The organism is Spirillospora sp. NPDC052242 (genome assembly GCF_040679555.1).
Lineage (GTDB): Bacteria > Actinomycetota > Actinomycetes > Streptosporangiales > Streptosporangiaceae > Spirillospora.
On the sequence record NZ_JBFAUZ010000047.1, the window covers coordinates 42,409 to 60,087 of the forward strand.

Here is a 17,679-nt window from a genome sequence, read left to right on the forward strand (position 1 = left end):
CCGTGCGGCTCGATCACGTGCGCCGCCTGAGCGGCCCGAACGTCTACCTGTCCCGTCCGGTCGCGATCGCGCACCTGGACCTGCAGGGGCTGACCGGCCACGAGACCACCGACCATCCGGGGTTCGCCGCGCGGCTGGTGGAGGCGCTGCCCGGCCTGGCGTCGCACCACTGCGCGGCGGGCCGTCCCGGCGGGCTGCTGGACGCGATGGCGCGCGGCACCTACTTCGGGCACGTCACCGAGCACGTCGCGCTGGAGCTGTCCGGGCTGATCGGCCGGGACGCGTTCTTCGGCCGGACGGTCCTGGCGGGCCCGCCGGGCCGCTACGACGTGGTGCTGGAGTGCCCGCGGGACGAGCCGGCGGACAGCCGGGTCGTGGAGCGGCTGGTCGGCGTCGCGCTGCGGGTGGTGCAGGGCGCGCTGGCCGGGCGGGTGCCGGACACGGCGGACGAGCTCGCGGAGATCGCCGCCGAGCACGAGGCGGAGCGGCTCGGGGTGAGCACCGCCGCGCTGGCCGCGGCGGCGCGGCGCCGGGGCGTCCCGGTCCGCCGGGTCGGGGACCTCAACCTGCTGCGCCTCGGGTACGGGCGGCACCGCCGGACGGTGTGGGCGGCGATGACGGACGCGACGTCGGCGATCGGTATGGAGGTCGCGGGCGACAAGCGGCTGGCGCACCGGCTGCTCGCCGACGCGGGCCTGCCGGTGCCGGACGGGCGGGTGGCGTCGTCCCCCGCGGAGGCGCTCGCGGCGCTGCGGGAGATCGGCGGGCCCGTGGTCGTCAAGCCGGTCGCCGGGCACCAGGGCGAGGGCGTCCACATCGAGCTGACGGAGCCGCCGGAGGTGGTCGCGGCGTTCGCGGCGGCCGCCGGAGGCGCGGGCACGGGTGCGGGTGCGGGCACGGCCGCCGACGCCGACGGGGCCGCGGTGATCGTCGAGTCGTACGTCCCGGGCCGCGACTACCGGGTCCTCGTGGTGGGCGGCCGGGTGGCGGCGGCCGCGGAGCTGACCGCGGCGCGGGTCGTCGGCGACGGCGCCGCGACCGTGGCGGAACTGGTGGAGCGGGTCAACGCCGACCCGGCGCGCGGCGAGGGCCACGACCGGCCGCTGACCCGGCTGGTGCTCGGCCCGGCGGAGCTGGGGCTGCTGGCGCGGCAGGGGCACGGCCCCGCCGCGATCCCGGCCGCCGGGGAGACGGTGTGGCTGCGCCGGAACGCGAACCTGTCCACCGGCGGCACCAGCCGGGACGTGACCGGGGACGTGCATCCGGAGGTGGCCGCGCTGTGCGTGCGGGCGGCCGGGACGGTCGGGATGGACGTGTGCGGCATCGACCTGCGGCTGCCCGACATCGCGGCGCCGCTCCCGCCCGAGCCGGGCGCCGCCGGGATCCTGGAGGTGAACGCCGCCCCGGGCCTGCGCATGCACCTGGCGCCGAGCGAGGGCGAGGGACGGGACGTCGCGGGCGACATCATCGACCTGCTGTACCCGGACGGCGCGCCGTCGCGGGTGCCGATCGTGTCGGTGACGGGCACCAACGGCAAGACCACGACGGTGCGGATGATCGCGCACATGCTGGAACTGGACGGCCGCCGCACCGGCATGACGAGCACCGAGGGCGTGTACGTCGGGCGGCGGCTGGTGCACATGTCGGACGCGTCGGGCCCCCGGTCGGCGGAGATGGTCCTCGGCGACCGGACGGTCGAGGCCGCGGTGCTCGAGACGGCGCGCGGCGGGATCGTGCGGCGCGGCCTGGGCTACGAGCGGGCCGACGTCGCGGTCGTCACCAACATCACCCGCGACCATCTCGGGGTGGACGACACCGAGTCGCTGGACGACCTGGTGGACATCAAGGCGCTGGTCGCCGAGGAGGTGCGGCGCGGCGGCCGGGTCGTGCTGAACGCCGAGGACCCCGCGTCGGCCGGGCTGGCGGAGCGGCCGGCGGTCCGCGACCGGGACCCGTCGGTGCGGTTCTTCGCGCTGGCTCCGGACGCTCCGGTGCTGGCCGCGCACCTGCGGGCCGGCGGGGTCGGGTACTGCGTCGAGCACGGCTGGGTGACGGAGGCGAGCGGCGACCGCCGCACCCGGGTGCTGCCGGTCGAGGAGATCGCCGGGGCGTTCGGGGGGCGGGCGGCGCACGTGGTGGCGAACGCGCTGGCGGCCGTCGCGGCGGCCCGGGGCCTGGGCGTGTCGCTGGACGTGGTGGCGCGCGCGCTGCGCACGTTCGAGCCGCACACCCGCAATCCGGGGCGGGGCTGCGTGTACCGGGTCGGGGAGAACCCGGTGCTGGTGGACTACGCGCACAACCCGGCGGCCGTCGCGGCGATGGGCGCGTTCACGGCGGCGCGCTGGGGCGGGCCGGACCGTCCCGGCATCGCCGCGGGCGCCGGTTCGGGCATCGCCGCGGGCGCCGGTTCGGGCATCGCCGCGGGCGCCGGTTCGGGCATCGCCGCGGGCGCCGGTTCGGGCGTCGCGGCGGTGACGCTGCCGGGCGACCGCTCCGACGAGCTGGTCGTCGAGACCGCGCGGATCCTCGGGCGCTCGTTCGGGCGCGTCGTCGTCTACGAGGACGAGGACCTGCGGGGCCGCCGCTCCGGCGAGATGACCCGGCTGATCGTCCGGGGGCTGCGGGAGGCCCGCCCGGACGTGCGGCACCATCCGGCGGGCGACCTGAAGGGGGCGCTGACGTCGGCGCTCGACATGGCCGAGCCCGGCGAGCCCGTCCTGCTGCTGTACGAGAAGCTGCAGCCGGTCCTGGAACTGCTGGAGACGCTGGGGGCCGAGCCGGAGGAGGCCTGACCGCGCGGGCCGGGCCTCCCCCGGCGCGGACCGGGCGGGCGCGTCAGGCGAGGGGCAGGCCGACGTAGTTCTCGGCCAGCGACGTCTTCGCGGCCTCGGAGGACGCCACGTACGCGAGGTGCGACTGCTGGAGGCGGCGGTCGAACGGGTCGGCCGCCGGGTCGACGTGCAGCAGGGTGGTCATCCAGTACGAGAAGTGCTCGGCGCGCCAGACGCGCCGCAGGCACGCGTCGGAGTACCCGTCCAGCAGCGTCTCGGAGCCGTTCGCGTACCGCTCGGTGAGCGCGCGCGCCAGCACGATGACGTCCGAGACGGCCAGGTTGAGGCCCTTCGCGCCGGTCGGCGGGACGATGTGTGCCGCGTCGCCCGCGAGGAACAGCCGGTCGTGGCGCATCGGCTCGGCCACGAAGCTGCGCATCGGCGTGATCGACTTGTCGGTGATGGGGCCCTCGCGCAGTTCCCAGCCGTCGTCGGTGGCGAACCGCGCCGCGAGTTCGTCCCAGATCCGGGCGTCGGACCAGGCGGCGATGTCCTCGTCCGGGGCGACCTGCAGGTACAGGCGGCTGACCTTGGGCGAGCGGAGGCTGTGCAGCGCGAACCCGCGCTCGTGGTTGGCGTAGATCAGCTCGTCGGTGGACGGCGGGACGTCGGCGAGGACGCCGAGCCACGCGAACGGGTACTCGCGGGAGAACGTCCGCAGGCCCGGGACGGCCGGGCGGCTGACGCCGTGGAACCCGTCGCAGCCCGCGATGTAGTCGCACTCCAGCGTGCGGACGACGCCGTCCGCCCCGCGGAACGTGACGCCGGGCGCGGACGCGTCCAGCTCCACGACCTCCGCCTCGAACCGGACGTCGCCGCCGTCCTCCAGCCGCTTGGCGATGAGGTCCTTGACGATCTCGGTCTGCGCGTAGACGGTGACCGTGCGGCCGGTGAGGTCGGTGAGCGGGATCCGGTGCCCGGCGCCGTCGAACCGCAGCTCCAGCCCGTGGTGGACGAGCCCCTCGCGGTCGAGCCGCTCCCCGGCTCCGGTCTCGCGCAGCACGTCCGTCGTGCCCTGCTCCAGCATCCCGGCGCGCTGCCGCCGCTCCACGTAGCCGCGATCACGGCTCTCCAGGACCACCGAGTCGATCCCCTGCAGGTGGAGCAGATGGGACAGCAGCAGCCCGGCGGGCCCTCCGCCGATGATCGCGACCTGGGTGCGCATCATGTCTCCTGTTCGTACGTGCGTTCAATGGAGCCCCCGCCGTGCCGGCGGGCGCGAGGGGGCGGCTCAGGCGCCGGTCTTCCGCTCGGCGGAGAACGACTCGGGGTGCCCGCGCCAGTGGACGGCGACGTCCCGCGAAAGGGCGCGCGCCGCCGTGGTGAGCGGCGGCAGCAGCCGCCGCAGGTCCGCGCTGCGGGTCCGCGACACCAGCGACAGCGCCGCGACGACCTGCCCGGACGCGTCCCGCACGGGCGCGCCGACGGAGGACGCGCCGAGCGTCATCTCGTCGCGGGTCAGCGCGTAGCCGGAGCGGCGGACCTGCTCGATGCAGCGCCGCAGCTCCTCGGGGTCGGTGATGGAGCGGGCCGTGCGGCGCGACAGCGGCGCGGCCAGCACCGCCTCCCGCACCTCCGGCGGCGCGAACGCCAGCAGCACCTTCCCGACCCCGGTGGTGTGCAGCGGCAGGGACGCGCCGACCTGCGTGAGGACGGGCACCGACCGGGTGCCGCGCAGCCGTTCGACGACCAGCACGTGATCGTCGCGCAGCACGGCGAGCTGCACGTTGTCGTGGGTGGCCTCGTACAGGTCCTCCATGTGCGGCAGCGCCAGCTCGCGCAGGCCGGTCACGGCGGGCGCCTGGCTGCCGATCCGCCACAGCCGGGTGCCGATGCGGTACGTGCCGTCCGGCACCCGCTCCAGGAACCCGCCCGCGACCAGCTCGCCGACGAGGCGGTGGCCGGTCGCCGGGGGCAGCCCGGCGCGGCGGCAGATCTCGGTGAGGTTGAGGCGGACCTCGCCCTGGGCGAACGCGTTGAGGATGGCCATCACCTTGCCGGCCACGCTCACCGGGCGCGCCCCCTCGGCCATGCCCCCGCCCTTCCCGCCGACCGCCCGGATCGGTCCGCCGCGGCCGGTCGCCCCGGTCATCCGGTCACTCCCGTCACTCCTGCTCGGCCAGTACCCGCTGGGCGACCGCGAACGCCGAGTTCGCGGCGGGCACCCCGCAGTAGATCGCGGTCTGCAGGAGCACCTCCTTGATCTCGTCCGGGGTGAGCCCGTTGCGCAGCGCGGCCCGCACGTGCATCGCCAGCTCGTCCAGGTGCCCGTGCGCGACCAGGGCGGTGAGGGTGATGCAGCTGCGGGTCTTGCGGTCCAGGCCCGGCCGGGTCCAGATCTCGCCCCACGCGTAGCGGGTGATCATGTCCTGGAAGTCGGCGGTGAAGCCGTCCTTGCGGGCCTCGGCGCGGTCCACGTGGGCGTCGCCGAGCACCGCGCGGCGCACCCGCATGCCGTCCGCGCGCCGTTCCGCGTCGTTCGTCGCCCCGGTCATGGAGTCGCTCATCGTCCCAGTCCCTTCCACGTGCGGTCCAGATGCGCGGTGATCGCCTCGGTGACCGGACCCGGCCGTTCGGCCCCGGCGAGGTGCGCGGCGCCCTCGACGACGACCAGCCCGGCGTCCGGGATGCCCTCGGCGAGCCGGTCGGCGTGCCCGGCGGGCGGCGTCGGCCCGTCCTGCGCCCCGGCGATCACCAGGGTGGGCGCGGACACCTCCGGCAGCCGCGCCGTGACGTCGAACTCCGCGAGGGCGTCGCAGCAGCCCGCGTACCCCTCGGGGTCGGTGCCGCGCAGCATCGCCACGTACGGCTCCGCGCCGGTGAACGACGGGGTGAACCAGCGGTCCGCCGCCGTCCGCGCGATCGGCTCGACCCCGTCGCGGCGGACGAGCGCGGCGCGGTCCCGCCAGGGGCCCGGGTCGCCGAACCGCGGGGAGGTGCAGACGAGGACGAGGCTGGCGACCCGTCCGGGGGCGCGCAGCGCGAGCGTCGTGCCGACGGCGCCGCCGAGCGACACCCCGGCGTAGGCGGCCTCGGCGGCGCCGATCCGGTCGAGCAGGGCGGCGACGCCGTCGGCGAGGTCGGCGACGGTGAACGGCCCGGCGGGCACGGGCGAGCCGCCGTGGCCCGGCAGGTCGTAGCGCAGCACCCGCCAGGACCGGGTCAGTTCGGGCAGCTGCGGCTGCCACAGGTCCATGGTGGTGCCGAGCGACGGCCCGAGGACGAGGACGGGCGCGCCGGGCGGCCCCTCCACGCGGTGGTGCGGGACGTACGGGGCGGGGTCGGTGGGCGTCATGCGCGGCTCCTGCGGTACGCGTCGAGGGCCCGGTCGACGAGGGCGGGGGCGGCGCCGGGCCCGGGGTCACGACCGAGGACCGCCAGGAGGGCGTCGAGGTCGGCGCGCATCCGCTCCGGCGCGACCTCGAGGCCGCCGAGCAGCTCGGCGGCGGTCTCGGCGGCGCCGCCGGTGAGCCGCAGCGCCTCGCGCAGCGGCTGCCACTCGGCGTGCCACTCCCCCGCCGGACGCTCGTGCGGCGCGGCCTGCGCCGCGTGCAGGATCTGGACGTGCGCGGGGACCTGCAGCGCCGCCGACCGGATCAGCGTGGACAGGGCGGGGTTGCGCTTGTGCGGCATCGCCGACGAGCCGCCGCGGCCGGGTCCGGCGGCCTCGGCCGCCTCGTCGACCTCGCTCTGCGCGAGCAGCCACACGTCGGTGGCGATCTTGCCGAGGGCCCCGGCGGTGACCGCGAGCGCGGCGCCGAGGTCCGCGACCGGGGTGCGGCGGGTGTGCCAGGGCAGGACCGGCCGGTCGAGGCCGGTCTCGGCGGCGAACGCGGCCACGAGCTCGTCGCCGCGGTCGCCGAACGCGTCGAGCGTCCCGGCGGCGCCGCCGAGCTGGACGGGCAGCGCCGCCGCGGCGAGCCGCTCGCGGGCCTCCAGGCAGCCCAGCAGCCAGTTCGCGGCCTTCGCGCCGAACGTGGTCGGCAGCGCGTGCCGGCCGAGGGTGCGGGCGGCCATCGGGGTGTCGCGGTGCCGCCCGGCGAGGTCCGCCAGGGCGGCGAGGGCGTCGTCGAGCGCCGCGAGGATCACGCGGCGGGCGCGGGACGCGACGAGCATCGCGCCGGTGTCGACGATGTCCTGGCTGGTGGCGCCCCGGTGGACGTGCGCGCCCGCGGCCCCGGCGAGGGCGCGCAGGTCGGCGACCAGCGGGACGACCGGGTTGCCGGCGCCGCGCGCGCGGCGGGCGATGCCGGCGAGATCGAACCGGGCCGGGTCGGCGGCCGCGGCGCCCGCCGCGGCCGCGGCCGCCGGGACGATCCCGAGGCCCGCCTGCGCGCGGGCGAGCGCGGCCTCGGCGTCCAGCATGGCCGCCAGGTAGGCGTGGTCGCCGGTGGCGGCCTCGGTCCGGGTGGCGGCGCGGACCGGGGACAGCAGCCCCGCATCGGGCGACACGATGCCGGGCGCCGTCCCCGGGTCCGGCCGGTGGTCAGAAGGCAAGGAAGACCGTCTCCCCGTCGCCCTGCATGCGGACGTCGAACCGGTACTCGCGTTCGGCCGTCCGCTCGGCGATCAGCGTGCCGCGGCGCTCGTCCGGGACGTCGCAGAGCAGCGGGTCGGACGCGTGCGCGGCCTCGTCCTCGGGGAAGTACAGGCGGGTGAACACCGGCTTGAGCAGGCCCCGCGCGAACACCAGCACGGCGATGTAGGGGGCGTCGCCGCCGACGGCGCCGGGCTTGACGGTGCTGAACCAGTAGCGGCCCGCGGGGTCGGTGGCGCACCGGCCGAAGCCGGAGAAGTCGTGGCCGTCGCGGACCCGGCCGCCGGGCCGGGTCGGGATCACGCCGTTCTCGTCCGCCTGCCAGATCTCGACGAGCGCGTCCGGGATCGGCTCGCCGGCCCCGTCGTACACGGTGCCGCGGACCCGGACGGCGTCCGGCCGCCAGTCGGGGACGACGCGGGGGCCCTCCTCGTAGGGCAGCGCGTACCCGAAGAACGGGCCGACCGTCTGCGACGGGGTGACCGGGGACGGGCGGAGCGGAGTCGACTCGGTCATCAGTCCTCCATCGGGGTGTCGCCGAGCACGATGTCCCACTGGTAGCCCAGTGCCCACTCCGGCTCGGTGGTGTCCATGTCGAAGCGGGCGATCAGGTTCTCCCGGTCCCGCTCGTCGGGGATCGACTGGAAGATCGGGTCGAAGGGGAACAGCGGGTCGCCCGGGAAGTACATCTGGGTGACCAGGCGCTGGGTGAACGCCGTGCCGAACACCGAGAAGTGGATGTGCGCGGGCCGCCACGCGTTGTGGTGGTTGCGCCACGGGTAGGCGCCCGGCTTGATCGTGACGAACCGGTAGCGGCCGTCGTCGTCGGTGAGGCAGCGGCCCGCCCCGGTGAAGTTGGGGTCGAGCGGCGCGGGGTGCTGGTCGCCGGCGTGCAGGTACCGTCCGGCCGCGTTGGCCTGCCAGACCTCGACGAGGGCGCCGCGGATCGGGCGTCCGGCGGTGTCCAGCAGCCGGCCGGTGACGATGATGCGCTCGCCGAGCGGCTCGCCCGGGTGCTGCCTGGTGAGGTCCCAGTCGAGGCGGCCGAGCTCCTGGTGCCCGAAGACGGGCGAGGTCAGCTCGACGCTGTCGGGGCCGAGCTTGGGCATCACGAGCTCGCGCCCGGGGGCGCGCAGGACGGTGCTCTTGTACCCGGGGTGGAGGTACGGGGGGTGGCTCATGCCGGGGTCCCTTCTGCTGCGGCGGGCTCGAGGAGCCGCGGTCCGGTCGCGGCGCGGATCTCGTCGGCGGTGACGCCGGGCGCCGTCTCGACGAGCGTCAGGCCGTCCGGGGTGACGTCGACGACGCCGAGGTCGGTGATGATCCGGTCGACGCAGCCGGCGCCGGTCAGCGGCAGCGCGCACTCCTCGACGATCTTGGGTTCGCCGTCGCGGGTGGTGTGGCTCATCACGACGATCACCTTGCGGGCGCCGTGCACGAGGTCCATGGCCCCGCCCATGCCCTTGATCATTTTGCCGGGGACGGACCAGTTGGCGAGGTCGCCGCGGGCGGAGACCTGCATGGCGCCCAGCACGGCGATGTCGATGTGGCCGCCGCGGATCATGCCGAACGACAGGGCGGAGTCGAAGCAGGCCGCGCCGGGCAGGGCCGTGACCGTCTCCTTGCCGGCGTTGATCAGGTCGGGGTCGACCTCGTCCTCGGCGGGGTACGGGCCGACGCCGAGGACGCCGTTCTCGGCGTGCAGCGTCACGTGCCGGCCCGCGGGAACGTACCCGGGGATCAGCGTGGGCAGGCCGATGCCGAGGTTGACGTACGCGCCGTCGGGCAGTTCGGCCGCCGCGCGGGCGGCGATCTCGTTCCTGGACCAGGCCATCAGGCGCCCTCCCCGTTCTCCGCGGCCGGGCGCACCGTCCGCTTCTCGATGGGCTTGTCCGCCGCCTGCGCGGGCGTCAGCTCCAGCACCCGCTGGACGAACACGCCGGGCAGGTGGACGGCGTCGGGGTCGAGCTCGCCGGGTTCGACGAGCCGCTCGACCTCCGCGATCGTGATCCGCCCGGCCATCGCGGCGAGCGGGTTGAAGTTCCGGGCGGCCTTGTCGAACACCAGGTTGCCGTGCCGGTCGCCGACGGCGGCGCGCACCAGCGCGAAGTCGGTGGTGATGCTCTCCTCGAGCACGTACCGGCGGCCGCCGAACTCGCGGACCTCCTTGGGCGGCGACGCGATCGCGACGGTGCCGTCCGGCGCGTACCGCCACGGCATGCCGCCCTCGGCGACCATCGTGCCGACCCCCGCGGGGGTGTAGAACGCGGGGATGCCCGAGCCGCCCGCGCGGAGCCGTTCGGCGAGCGTGCCCTGCGGCATCAGCTCGACCTCGATCTCGCCGGCGAGGTACTGGCGGGCGAACTCCTTGTTCTCCCCGACGTAGGAGCCCATCGCCCGCACGATCCGCCCGGCCGCGAGGAGCTGCCCGAGGCCCCGGCCGTCCAGCCCGCAGTTGTTCGACACGACCGTCAGGTTCCCGGCGCCCCGCTCGTGCAGCGCGGAGATCAGGACCGCGGGCACCCCGCACAGCCCGAATCCGCCGACGGCCAGCGAGGCCCCGTCGTCGATGCCGGCGACCGCGTCGGCCGCCGAGGGCACGACCTTGTCCATGTGCCTCCCATTCCGCTCCGGCGGCGCCCGGTCATGCCGCCGGAGCCGCCGGTCACCACAGTGGCAGCCGGCGGCGGAGGCCGTGAACATCATTTTCCGCTGAACGGAAAATCAACCCTCCGGTCAGGCGCTTTGCGGAAGGCCGAACAGCGGGAACAGGGACGTGTCGAAGAACGCGGAGACCTGCGCGACCCCCGCGGAGGTGATCGCGAGGACCTGCAGCTGGTACGGCCGGTGCACGCCCTCCTCGTCCCGCCGGTAGAGGCCGAACGCGGGCTGGCCGTTCGCGGCGGCGGGGACCATGCGCAGCTCCCCGGGCTCGGGGGCGCACTGGGCGACGATGAGCCGCACGATGGTCTCGGCGCCGACGAACCACTCGGGGAACGGCGGCATCTCCCAGACGGCGTCCTGCTTGAACAGTTCGAGGAGGGCGGTGATGTCGGCGTCCTCGAACGCCTTGGCGTAGCGGTCGAGCAGGTCCCGGACGGACGGGTCGGTGGGCTCGACGAGCTCGTCGCGGGCGGGACCGTCCTGTTCCAGGCGTTCCCGGGCCCGCTGCAGGGCGCTGTTGACGGCGGCGGTGCTGGTGCCGAGCAGCTCGGCGACCTCGGCGGCCCGCCACTTCAGCACGTCCCGCAGGATCAGCACGACCCGCTGCTTGGCGGGCAGGTGCTGCAGCGCCGCGACGAACGCGAGCCGGGTGCTCTCGCGGGCGGCGACGATGGCGGCCGGGTCGGCGGCGTCCGCGGCGACGACGGCGTCGGGGGCCGGTTCGAGCCACGGCACCTCGGGGGACGCGACGACGGGCCGTTCGGGCTCGTCGCTCGGGGCGCCCAGCCCGGACGGCATGGGCCGGTTGCCGCGCTGGTCGATCGCGGTGAGGCAGGCGTTCGTGGCGATGCGGTACAGCCACGTCCGCAGCGAGGACCGGCCCTCGAAGCGCTCGTAGGACTTCCAGGCCCGCAGGTAGGTCTCCTGCACGAGGTCCTCGGCGTCGTGGATGGACCCGAGCATCCGGTAGCAGTGCGCGAGCAGCTCGCGCCGGTACGGGTCGGCCTGGTCGAGGAACGCGCGGTCGTCCGCGACGGGACGGTCGCCCGCGGGATCGCGGTCGTCGACGGTCGCGGCGGCGTTCTTCTGTTGCGTGCGGTCGGCTGGCATGGTCGTCGTCACCTTCGCTCGGCGGTTTACCTCGCGGCGGCGCGGGCCGGCGGCCGCCCGTTCGTCCCGACCGTAGACCGCCCCACCGACAGAACCCGTGCGCCGCCCCATCCTACGCGGTTGACCTGCGGCGTCGCCGGTGGACGGGTCAGTGGACGGGTCAGAACTCGAAGCCGCCGGGGCGCCCGTTGCGGTCGGCGATCAGCCCGGCGAGGGTCGCGACGGCGATCTCGGCGGGCGTCCGGGACCCGATGTTGAGGCCGATGGGCCGGTGCACCCGGGCGATGTCGCCGGACGGGACGCCGAGTTCGGTGAGCGCCGGGATGTGCGGGGCGGGGTGGCGCGGGTTGCCCATCACGCCGACCCAGCGGACGGGCTGGGTGAGCACGGCGGCCAGCACGCGCCCGAGCTCGGGGCGGTGGTGGTCGGTGACGACGACGTCGGCCGAGGCGTCCAGCGGCGGGAGCGCGGCCGAGCCGTCCCGTCCCTCGTCGGGGTCCACGAGGAAGGTGCGGTACCCGAGGTCGGCGCCGTACTTCAGCAGGTGCTCGGCGACCGGGGTGGCGAAGACGGCGACGAGCGTGCGGTCGCCGGTCTCGGGACGGACGTCGCCGTGCGCGACGGCGCACGCGGTGCCGTCGTCCGCGCCGCCGTATCCGCCGGTCGCGTGCTCGCCGGTCGTGCGCTCGCCGAAGGCGCCGGGACCGGCCGGCGTGGGTGTGCCCATGGCCGAAGTCTGCCGGGCCGCCGTCCGGTGGTCCAGCGGACGCGCTCCGCCGCCGCGAACGGTGAATTCGCCGAGAACCGGGTGCGGACCGAGGCGAAACACTTCCCCGGAGGCGGGTATTCCTTCAATGTAAGGTGAACCACCTCACCCCGCAGGCTTCAGGAGGGATCGTGATCGTGAGGCCGGAGGGCGGCCCCCGTGTCGTGGTGGGGGTCGACGACTCCGCCGGCGCGCGCTGTGCGCTCTCCTGGGCGATCGGCGAGGCGCGGCTGCGGCGGCTCCCCCTGCTGGTGGCGCACGCCGCCCCGCTCCCCCCGCACGTGTCGGCGGCCGGGCAGCTCGGCTGCGGCGTCACCGACGCGCTGCGCGGCTCCGGCGCGGATCTCATCGCCCGGCTGCTGTCGGACGTGTGCGACGGCCCGCCGGACGGCGTGGACATGACGGCGCTGGCGCTGGTCGGCGAGCCGGGCGCGACCCTGGTGCGGCTCGCGGGCGAGGACGACATCCTCGTCGTCGGGCACGGCCGCCGGGGACTGCTGTCGCGGCTGGTGCGCCCCTCGGTGCGGCTGCACTGCGCCCGCCGCTCCCGGGCGACGCTGGTGTGCGTCGGCCCGCCCGCGTTCGACTCGCTGCTCGAGCGGCTCGCGGCCGGGGACGCGAGCCCGGAGCACGTCCCGGACGAGTCCCGGTTCCGGCGGCTGGGCCGCCGCCTCGGGCTCGACCGGTAGGACCGGCTCGGCCGGTCCCACCGGTGGCCCGTCGCGCGGACGGCGGGCCGGGCGTCAGGCGGACGGCAGGTCCGCCAGCACGGCGAGCGCGGCGCGGTGCCGGTCGGGCGACCCGAGCGCGATCGAGTCGGCCTTGGCCCGCTTCAGGTACAGGTGCGCCGAGTGCTCCCACGTGAACCCGATGCCGCCGTGCATCTGCACACACTCCTCGGCGGCCTTGACCGCGACGGCCGAGCAGTGCGCCTGCGCGACGGCGGCGGCGACCGGCAGGTCGGGGTCCCCGGCGGCCGCGCAGGACGCGGCGTAGCGGGCGGCGGCGCGGGCCTGCGTGATCGACGTCCACAGGTCCGCGAGGCGGTGCTTGAGGGCCTGGTAGGAGCCGATCTGCCGGCCGAACTGGTAGCGGGTCTTGACGTAGGCGACGGTGTCGTCCAGGCAGCGTTCGGCGATGCCGAGCTGCTCGGAGGCGAGCAGCGCGGCGCCGGTCAGCAGCGCGGCGCGGACCGCGTCCGGCCCCTCGGCGACCTGCCGGGCCGGGGCGCCGGCGAAGGCGACGTCGGCGAGGCGGCGGGTCATGTCCAGTGACGTCACGGCGGTGCGGCGCGCGTGGGCGGCGTCCACCGCGTACAGCCCGCCGCCGGCCGGGACGAGGAACACGTCGGCGGCCATGCCGTCGGCGACGCCCGCGACCTCGCCGGTGAGCGCCCCGTCGGACACGGCCGGGGCGCCCGGGCCGGCCGCCGGGTCGGCGCCGGGCGCGGTGGCGAACGGGACGGCGAGGACGGCGATCGTCTCCCCGGCGGCGAGCCGGCCGAGGAGGTCCCGCTCGCCCGCGGCGAGCAGCGCCGCGGTCGCGATGACGGAGCTGGTGAGGAACGGGACGGGCGCGGCGGCGCGGCCCAGCTCCTCCATCACCACGGCGGTCTCCCGCCAGCTCGCGCCCGCGCCGCCGAGGTCCTCGGGGACGGGCAGCCCGGCGCAGCCGAGCCGCGCGGCGACCGCCGTCCACAGGGCCGCGTCGTGCGGCTCGTCCTTCTCGGTGCCGGCGAGCACGGCCGTCCAGGGGGCCTTGTCCTCGAGGACCTCGCGGACGCTCGCGCGCAGGTCGCTCTCGATCTCGGTGTAGAGGAGGTCGGTCACTTCGGCAGGTCCTTCCACGGCACGTCCTTGTCGACCCGGATCTCGCCGGGCAGGCCGAGGACGCGTTCGGCGATGATGTTGCGCAGGATCTCCGAGGTGCCGCCCTCGATGGAGTTGCCCTTGGCGCGCAGGTACCGGTAGCCGGGCGAGCGGCGGGTGAAGTCGACCTCGGACGGGCGGCGCATCGTCCAGTCGTCGTAGCGCAGGCCGTCGGCGCCGAGCAGTTCCAGCTCGAGCCCGGACGTGCGCTGGTTGATGTCGGCGAAGGCGAGCTTGGCGGCCGAGCCCTCGGGGCCGGGCTTGCCGACCGCGAGCTGCTGGCGGAGCCGCTCGCCGGTGAGGCGGGCGGCCTCGGACTCCACCCACAGCCGCAGCAGGGCGTCGTGCAGCCCGGCGGTGCGCAGCTCGGGGCGCTCCCGCCAGAGCTTCGCGACGACGCCGATCATGCCGCCCTCGCGGGGCGCGGCGGCGCCGCCGATCGCGACCCGCTCGTTCATGAGGGTGGTCGTCGAGACGCGCCAGCCGTCCCCGATCTCGCCGAGGCGGTGCTCGTCGGGGATCCGGACGTCGGTGAGGAAGACCTCGTTGAACTCGGCCTCGCCGGTGATCTGCCGCAGCGGCCGGACCTCGACGCCGGGCGCGGTCATGTCGCACACGAAGTACGTCATGCCGCGGTGCTTGGGGACGTCCGGGTCGGTGCGGGTGACGAGGATCGCCCAGCGCGCCTCGTGCGCCATGGACGTCCAGACCTTCTGGCCGTTGACGATCCAGTGGTCGCCGTCGCGGACGGCGCGGGTGCCGAGCGCGGCGAGGTCGGAGCCGGCGCCGGGCTCGCTGAACAGCTGGCACCAGATCTCCTCGCCCGTCCAGAGGGGGCGCAGGAAGCGGCGCTTCTGCTCCTCGGTGCCGAACGCGAGGATCGTGGGGGCCGCCATGCCGAGGCCGATGCCGTTGCGCTCGGGCTGGTTGGTGGGGGCGCCCGCCTCGCGGAACCGCCGGTCCACGGCGGGCTGCAGGGCCCGGGGGGCGCCGAGCCCGCCGTGCCCCTCCGGGTAGTGGACCCACGCCAGGCCGGCGTCGTAGCGGGCCCGGAGGAACTCGGGCGGCTCGGTGGCCGCGGGGTCGTGCTCGGCGAGGAAGGCGTCGACCCTCCTGCCCAGCTCGTCGGCGTCGGGCGGTGCTGTGCTCACAGGGCGGACCTCCGCGCGTTGTCGGGCGGCGCCGCGCGGTGTCGGGCGGCGCGGCGTCGCCAGCGGACATACCAACCGGTCGGTATGGCAGCTCCACCCTAGAAACCCCCGCGCACGGCCGTCAACCAGGGACGCGCGTCCGGACACGCGGCGGTGCGCCTTGCCGGGCCGCCCGCGGGTGTGCCACGTTCGCCGCATGGTGACTTTGGCGGGACGATCGGCGCTGGTCACGGGCGCCTCGTCCGGGATCGGCGCGGCGGTCGCGGAGGCGCTCGCCGCCGCCGGCGCCCGGGTGGGGCTGACGGCGCGGCGCGCGGACCGGCTGGCGGACGTGCTGGCCCGGTGCCGGGAGCACGCGCCCGGCTCGGCGATGTGGCCGGCCGACCTGGCCGACCCGGACGCCGCCGCGGCGCTGGCCGCGGCGGCCGAGGCGGAGTTCGGCGGCGTCGACGTGCTGGTCAACAACGCGGGGGCGCCGAAGCGGCGGCACGTCCTGGACCTGACGCCCGCCGACGCCGAGGAGGTGCTGCGGCTGAACTACCTGTCGGCGGTGCGGCTCACCCTCGCGGTGCTGCCCGGCATGGTCGCGCGGGGGCGCGGGCACCTGGTGGCGATCGGGTCGGTCGCGGCGCGGCTCGGCCCGCCGCACGAGGCCGCCTACGCCGCGTCGAAGGCCGCGCTGACCGCGTTCTGGGAGAGCATGGCCGTCGACCTGGACGGCACGGGCGTGCAGGTCCACGTGGTGCAGCCGGCGCTCATCGGCGGGACGGAGCTGTTCGACGCGCGGCCCGGCGAGGAGGAGCCGCTGAGCGACCTGGCGGACGCGCGCCCGCCGGGCGACGTGGCGGCGGCCGTCCTCGAGGTCATCGGCGCCGGGCGGTTCGAGCGGTACGTCCCGGACTGGTTCGACCAGATGGCCTCGGGTAAGGCCGCCGACGTGGAGGCGTTCGTCGCCGGGGTCAAGGAGTGGCGCCGCGAACGGCTCGGCGAGATCGCCGCTTCCGGCGGCGTTGCCACGGGCTCGTCCGGCGGCGTTGCCACGGGCCCATCCGGCGGCGTTGCCACGGGCCCATCTGGCGGCGTTGCCGCCGCGCCGCCTCCTCAGTAAGGTGAGGACTCGGTGATCTAGATCACATGATCCGGGTCACGACGTCTCCTCGCCCCGCCGGGAGGTGCGGATGCCCCCCACCGCCATGTCCCCGACCGCCGGAGGACTGCTCGTGTCGGGCGTGACCGTCCGGTTCGGCGCGCTCACCGCCGTGGACCGGGCCGCGCTCGCCGCGCCCGCGGGCGCGGTCACCGGCCTGATCGGCCCGGACGGCGCGGGCAAGACCACCCTGTGCGACGTCATCACCGGGCTGCGCCGCCCCAGCGAGGGCACCGTCCGGCTCGGCGACGCCGACCTCACCGGCGGCGCCCGCGAGCGCGCCCGCCGCGGCGTCGCCCGCACGTTCGAGCGTCCGGGCCCGCTCGGCGGCGCGACCGTGCGGGACGCCGTCCGGACGGCCGCCGTCCGGCACGCGGCGGCCCGCGAGCATCCCGGCCGGACGGCGCGGGACCGCTGGCGGCGGCGCCGAGCGGCCCGCCGGGACGCGGCCGGGCGCGCCGACGAACTGCTCGCCCGTGTCGGCATCGGCGAGTACGCCCGCCGCTCCGCCCGCGCCGTCCCGCCGGACGTCGCCCGGCTGGCCGAACTGGCGCGCGCGCTCGCCGCGGACCCGTCCGTCCTGCTGCTCGACGAGCCGTGGACGGGCCTGCCCGAGCGGCGGTCCCGCGCACTGGAGGTGCTGCTGCGCGACCTCGCCGCCGAGGGGCTGACGGTCCTGGTCGCCGGGCACGACCTCGAACCGGTCCTCGGCGTCTGCGACGTCGTGCACGTGCTGGACGGCGGCCGGGTCGTCGCGAGCGGCCCGCCCGCCGAGGTCCGCGCGGACGCGCGCCCGCGGCGCCTACCGGGACGCGCGCACCCCGGATGCGCGCCTCGCGCCCCATTAGGCGCGGCCCGCACGACGGGCGCCGGGCGCGGACCGGAAATGCGCGCCGGGTGATAATGGGGCCCGCCGACGCGATCGACGCGTCCCGCACCCGGAGGAACGCTGATGGGCACCGCCGACCGTCCCGTGCGCGAAGCACTGCTGGACGCCGCCGCCGCGCTGCTGGTCGAGCGCGGGTACCGGGGGCTGCGCATGCGGGACGTCGCGTCCGCCGCCGGGGTGAGCCGGCAGACCCTCTACAACGAGTTCGGCGACAAGTGGGGCCTGGCGCAGGCGGTGGTGATCCGCGACAACGACCGGTACCTCGACGGCATCGACCGGGTGCTGTCGGAGCACGCCGACCTGTTCGACGCGGTGGTCGCGGCCGTGCAGTACACGCTGGAGACGTCGGCGGACGACCAGCTGAAGAAGGCGGTGCTGACGGGGGCGGGCGGGGAGGAGCTGCTGCCGCTGCTGACGACGCAGGCGGAGCCGCTGCTGTTCACCGCCAGGGCCCGGCTCACCGACCACGCGACGCGGCAGTGGCCGGATCTGGACGCGGCGGCGCTGGCCGAGGTCGCGGACGCGGCCGTCCGGCTGACGATGAGCCACCTCATGCTGCCGTCCGGGCCGCCCGAGCGGGCGGCCCGCTCCGTCGCCCGGATGGTGACGGGCTACCTGGCCGCCGGAAAACCGGATGACGGCGCCGGGGGCGCGCGGTAGCGTCGTCCTCGCCTCGCGGCTGCTGAACCCGAGGAGACCGGTGCGCCCCGGACGGG

General features: G+C 76.2%; 18 protein-coding genes. 5 read left to right on the top strand and 13 right to left on the bottom strand.

Annotation, left to right across the window (positions count from 1 at the left end):
- The first annotated feature begins 2 nt into the window (after positions 1–2).
- Positions 3–2,792 (top strand): cyanophycin synthetase, encoded by a 2,790-nt coding sequence (cphA, locus tag AB0L25_RS31560; protein ID WP_500176388.1) that lies wholly within the window; start codon positions 3–5, stop codon positions 2,790–2,792.
- 43 nt (positions 2,793–2,835) lie between these two features.
- Here the strand turns inward: cphA and AB0L25_RS31565 are convergent, their stop codons facing one another.
- The 11 genes from AB0L25_RS31565 to AB0L25_RS31615 form a co-directional block, all read right to left on the bottom strand.
- The gene (locus AB0L25_RS31565; protein WP_500176419.1) at positions 2,836–3,996 is read right to left on the bottom strand and encodes a 4-hydroxybenzoate 3-monooxygenase; all 1,161 of its coding nucleotides are present in this window, start codon (positions 3,994–3,996) and stop codon (positions 2,836–2,838) included.
- Positions 3,997–4,062: 66 nt separating this feature from the next.
- Positions 4,063–4,923 carry an IclR family transcriptional regulator gene (locus AB0L25_RS31570; RefSeq protein ID WP_500176389.1) on the bottom strand — a complete coding sequence of 287 codons (861 nt, stop codon included), beginning with the start codon at positions 4,921–4,923 and terminating at the stop codon, positions 4,063–4,065.
- 13 nt (positions 4,924–4,936) lie between these two features.
- Positions 4,937–5,338: a 4-carboxymuconolactone decarboxylase gene (gene pcaC, locus AB0L25_RS31575; protein ID WP_500176390.1), complete on the bottom strand. Its 402-nt coding sequence runs from the start codon at positions 5,336–5,338 to the stop codon at positions 4,937–4,939.
- Positions 5,335–6,126 carry a 3-oxoadipate enol-lactonase gene (gene pcaD, locus AB0L25_RS31580; protein ID WP_500176391.1) on the bottom strand — a complete coding sequence of 264 codons (792 nt, stop codon included), beginning with the start codon at positions 6,124–6,126 and terminating at the stop codon, positions 5,335–5,337. Before pcaD ends, pcaC begins: the two co-directional genes overlap by 4 nt.
- Positions 6,123–7,328: a 3-carboxy-cis,cis-muconate cycloisomerase gene (gene pcaB / locus AB0L25_RS31585; RefSeq protein ID WP_500176392.1), complete on the bottom strand. Its 1,206-nt coding sequence runs from the start codon at positions 7,326–7,328 to the stop codon at positions 6,123–6,125. The genes pcaD and pcaB overlap by 4 nt, the downstream gene beginning before the upstream one ends.
- Complete coding sequence (pcaG, locus tag AB0L25_RS31590) at positions 7,318–7,884, bottom strand: protocatechuate 3,4-dioxygenase subunit alpha (protein ID WP_500176393.1); 567 nt, start codon at positions 7,882–7,884, stop codon at positions 7,318–7,320. The genes pcaB and pcaG overlap by 11 nt, the downstream gene beginning before the upstream one ends.
- The gene (gene pcaH, locus AB0L25_RS31595; protein WP_500176394.1) at positions 7,884–8,549 is read right to left on the bottom strand and encodes a protocatechuate 3,4-dioxygenase subunit beta; all 666 of its coding nucleotides are present in this window, start codon (positions 8,547–8,549) and stop codon (positions 7,884–7,886) included. The genes pcaG and pcaH overlap by 1 nt, the downstream gene beginning before the upstream one ends.
- Positions 8,546–9,202 (bottom strand): CoA transferase subunit B, encoded by a 657-nt coding sequence (locus AB0L25_RS31600; protein ID WP_500176396.1) that lies wholly within the window; start codon positions 9,200–9,202, stop codon positions 8,546–8,548. The genes pcaH and AB0L25_RS31600 overlap by 4 nt, the downstream gene beginning before the upstream one ends.
- Positions 9,202–9,981, bottom strand: a complete 780-nt coding sequence (locus AB0L25_RS31605; protein ID WP_500176397.1) for a CoA transferase subunit A — start codon at positions 9,979–9,981, stop codon at positions 9,202–9,204. The genes AB0L25_RS31600 and AB0L25_RS31605 overlap by 1 nt, the downstream gene beginning before the upstream one ends.
- Before the next feature lie 123 nt (positions 9,982–10,104).
- A complete protein-coding gene (locus tag AB0L25_RS31610; protein WP_500176398.1) occupies positions 10,105–11,142 on the bottom strand; it encodes a sigma-70 family RNA polymerase sigma factor in 1,038 nt (345 codons plus the stop codon).
- A gap of 160 nt (positions 11,143–11,302) precedes the next feature.
- Positions 11,303–11,869 carry an XdhC family protein gene (locus tag AB0L25_RS31615; protein WP_500176399.1) on the bottom strand — a complete coding sequence of 189 codons (567 nt, stop codon included), beginning with the start codon at positions 11,867–11,869 and terminating at the stop codon, positions 11,303–11,305.
- 170 nt (positions 11,870–12,039) lie between these two features.
- On the opposite strand from AB0L25_RS31615, the gene AB0L25_RS31620 reads away from it, so the two are divergent.
- A complete protein-coding gene (locus AB0L25_RS31620) occupies positions 12,040–12,597 on the top strand; it encodes a universal stress protein (protein ID WP_500176400.1) in 558 nt (185 codons plus the stop codon).
- Positions 12,598–12,651: 54 nt separating this feature from the next.
- Here the strand turns inward: AB0L25_RS31620 and AB0L25_RS31625 are convergent, their stop codons facing one another.
- Positions 12,652–13,737: an acyl-CoA dehydrogenase family protein gene (locus AB0L25_RS31625; RefSeq protein ID WP_500176401.1), complete on the bottom strand. Its 1,086-nt coding sequence runs from the start codon at positions 13,735–13,737 to the stop codon at positions 12,652–12,654.
- Positions 13,734–14,927, bottom strand: a complete 1,194-nt coding sequence (locus AB0L25_RS31630; protein WP_500176402.1) for an acyl-CoA dehydrogenase family protein — start codon at positions 14,925–14,927, stop codon at positions 13,734–13,736. The genes AB0L25_RS31625 and AB0L25_RS31630 overlap by 4 nt, the downstream gene beginning before the upstream one ends.
- Positions 14,928–15,123: 196 nt before the next feature.
- On the opposite strand from AB0L25_RS31630, the gene AB0L25_RS31635 reads away from it, so the two are divergent.
- The 3 genes from AB0L25_RS31635 to AB0L25_RS31645 all read left to right on the top strand — a co-directional run bounded on the left by AB0L25_RS31635 (position 15,124) and on the right by AB0L25_RS31645 (position 17,623).
- Positions 15,124–16,035, top strand: a complete 912-nt coding sequence (locus tag AB0L25_RS31635; RefSeq protein ID WP_500176403.1) for an SDR family NAD(P)-dependent oxidoreductase — start codon at positions 15,124–15,126, stop codon at positions 16,033–16,035.
- A gap of 70 nt (positions 16,036–16,105) precedes the next feature.
- Positions 16,106–16,975, top strand: a complete 870-nt coding sequence (locus AB0L25_RS31640) for an ATP-binding cassette domain-containing protein (RefSeq protein ID WP_500176404.1) — start codon at positions 16,106–16,108, stop codon at positions 16,973–16,975.
- A gap of 51 nt (positions 16,976–17,026) precedes the next feature.
- Positions 17,027–17,623 (top strand): TetR/AcrR family transcriptional regulator, encoded by a 597-nt coding sequence (locus AB0L25_RS31645; protein ID WP_500176405.1) that lies wholly within the window; start codon positions 17,027–17,029, stop codon positions 17,621–17,623.
- Positions 17,624–17,679: the final 56 nt, after the last annotated feature.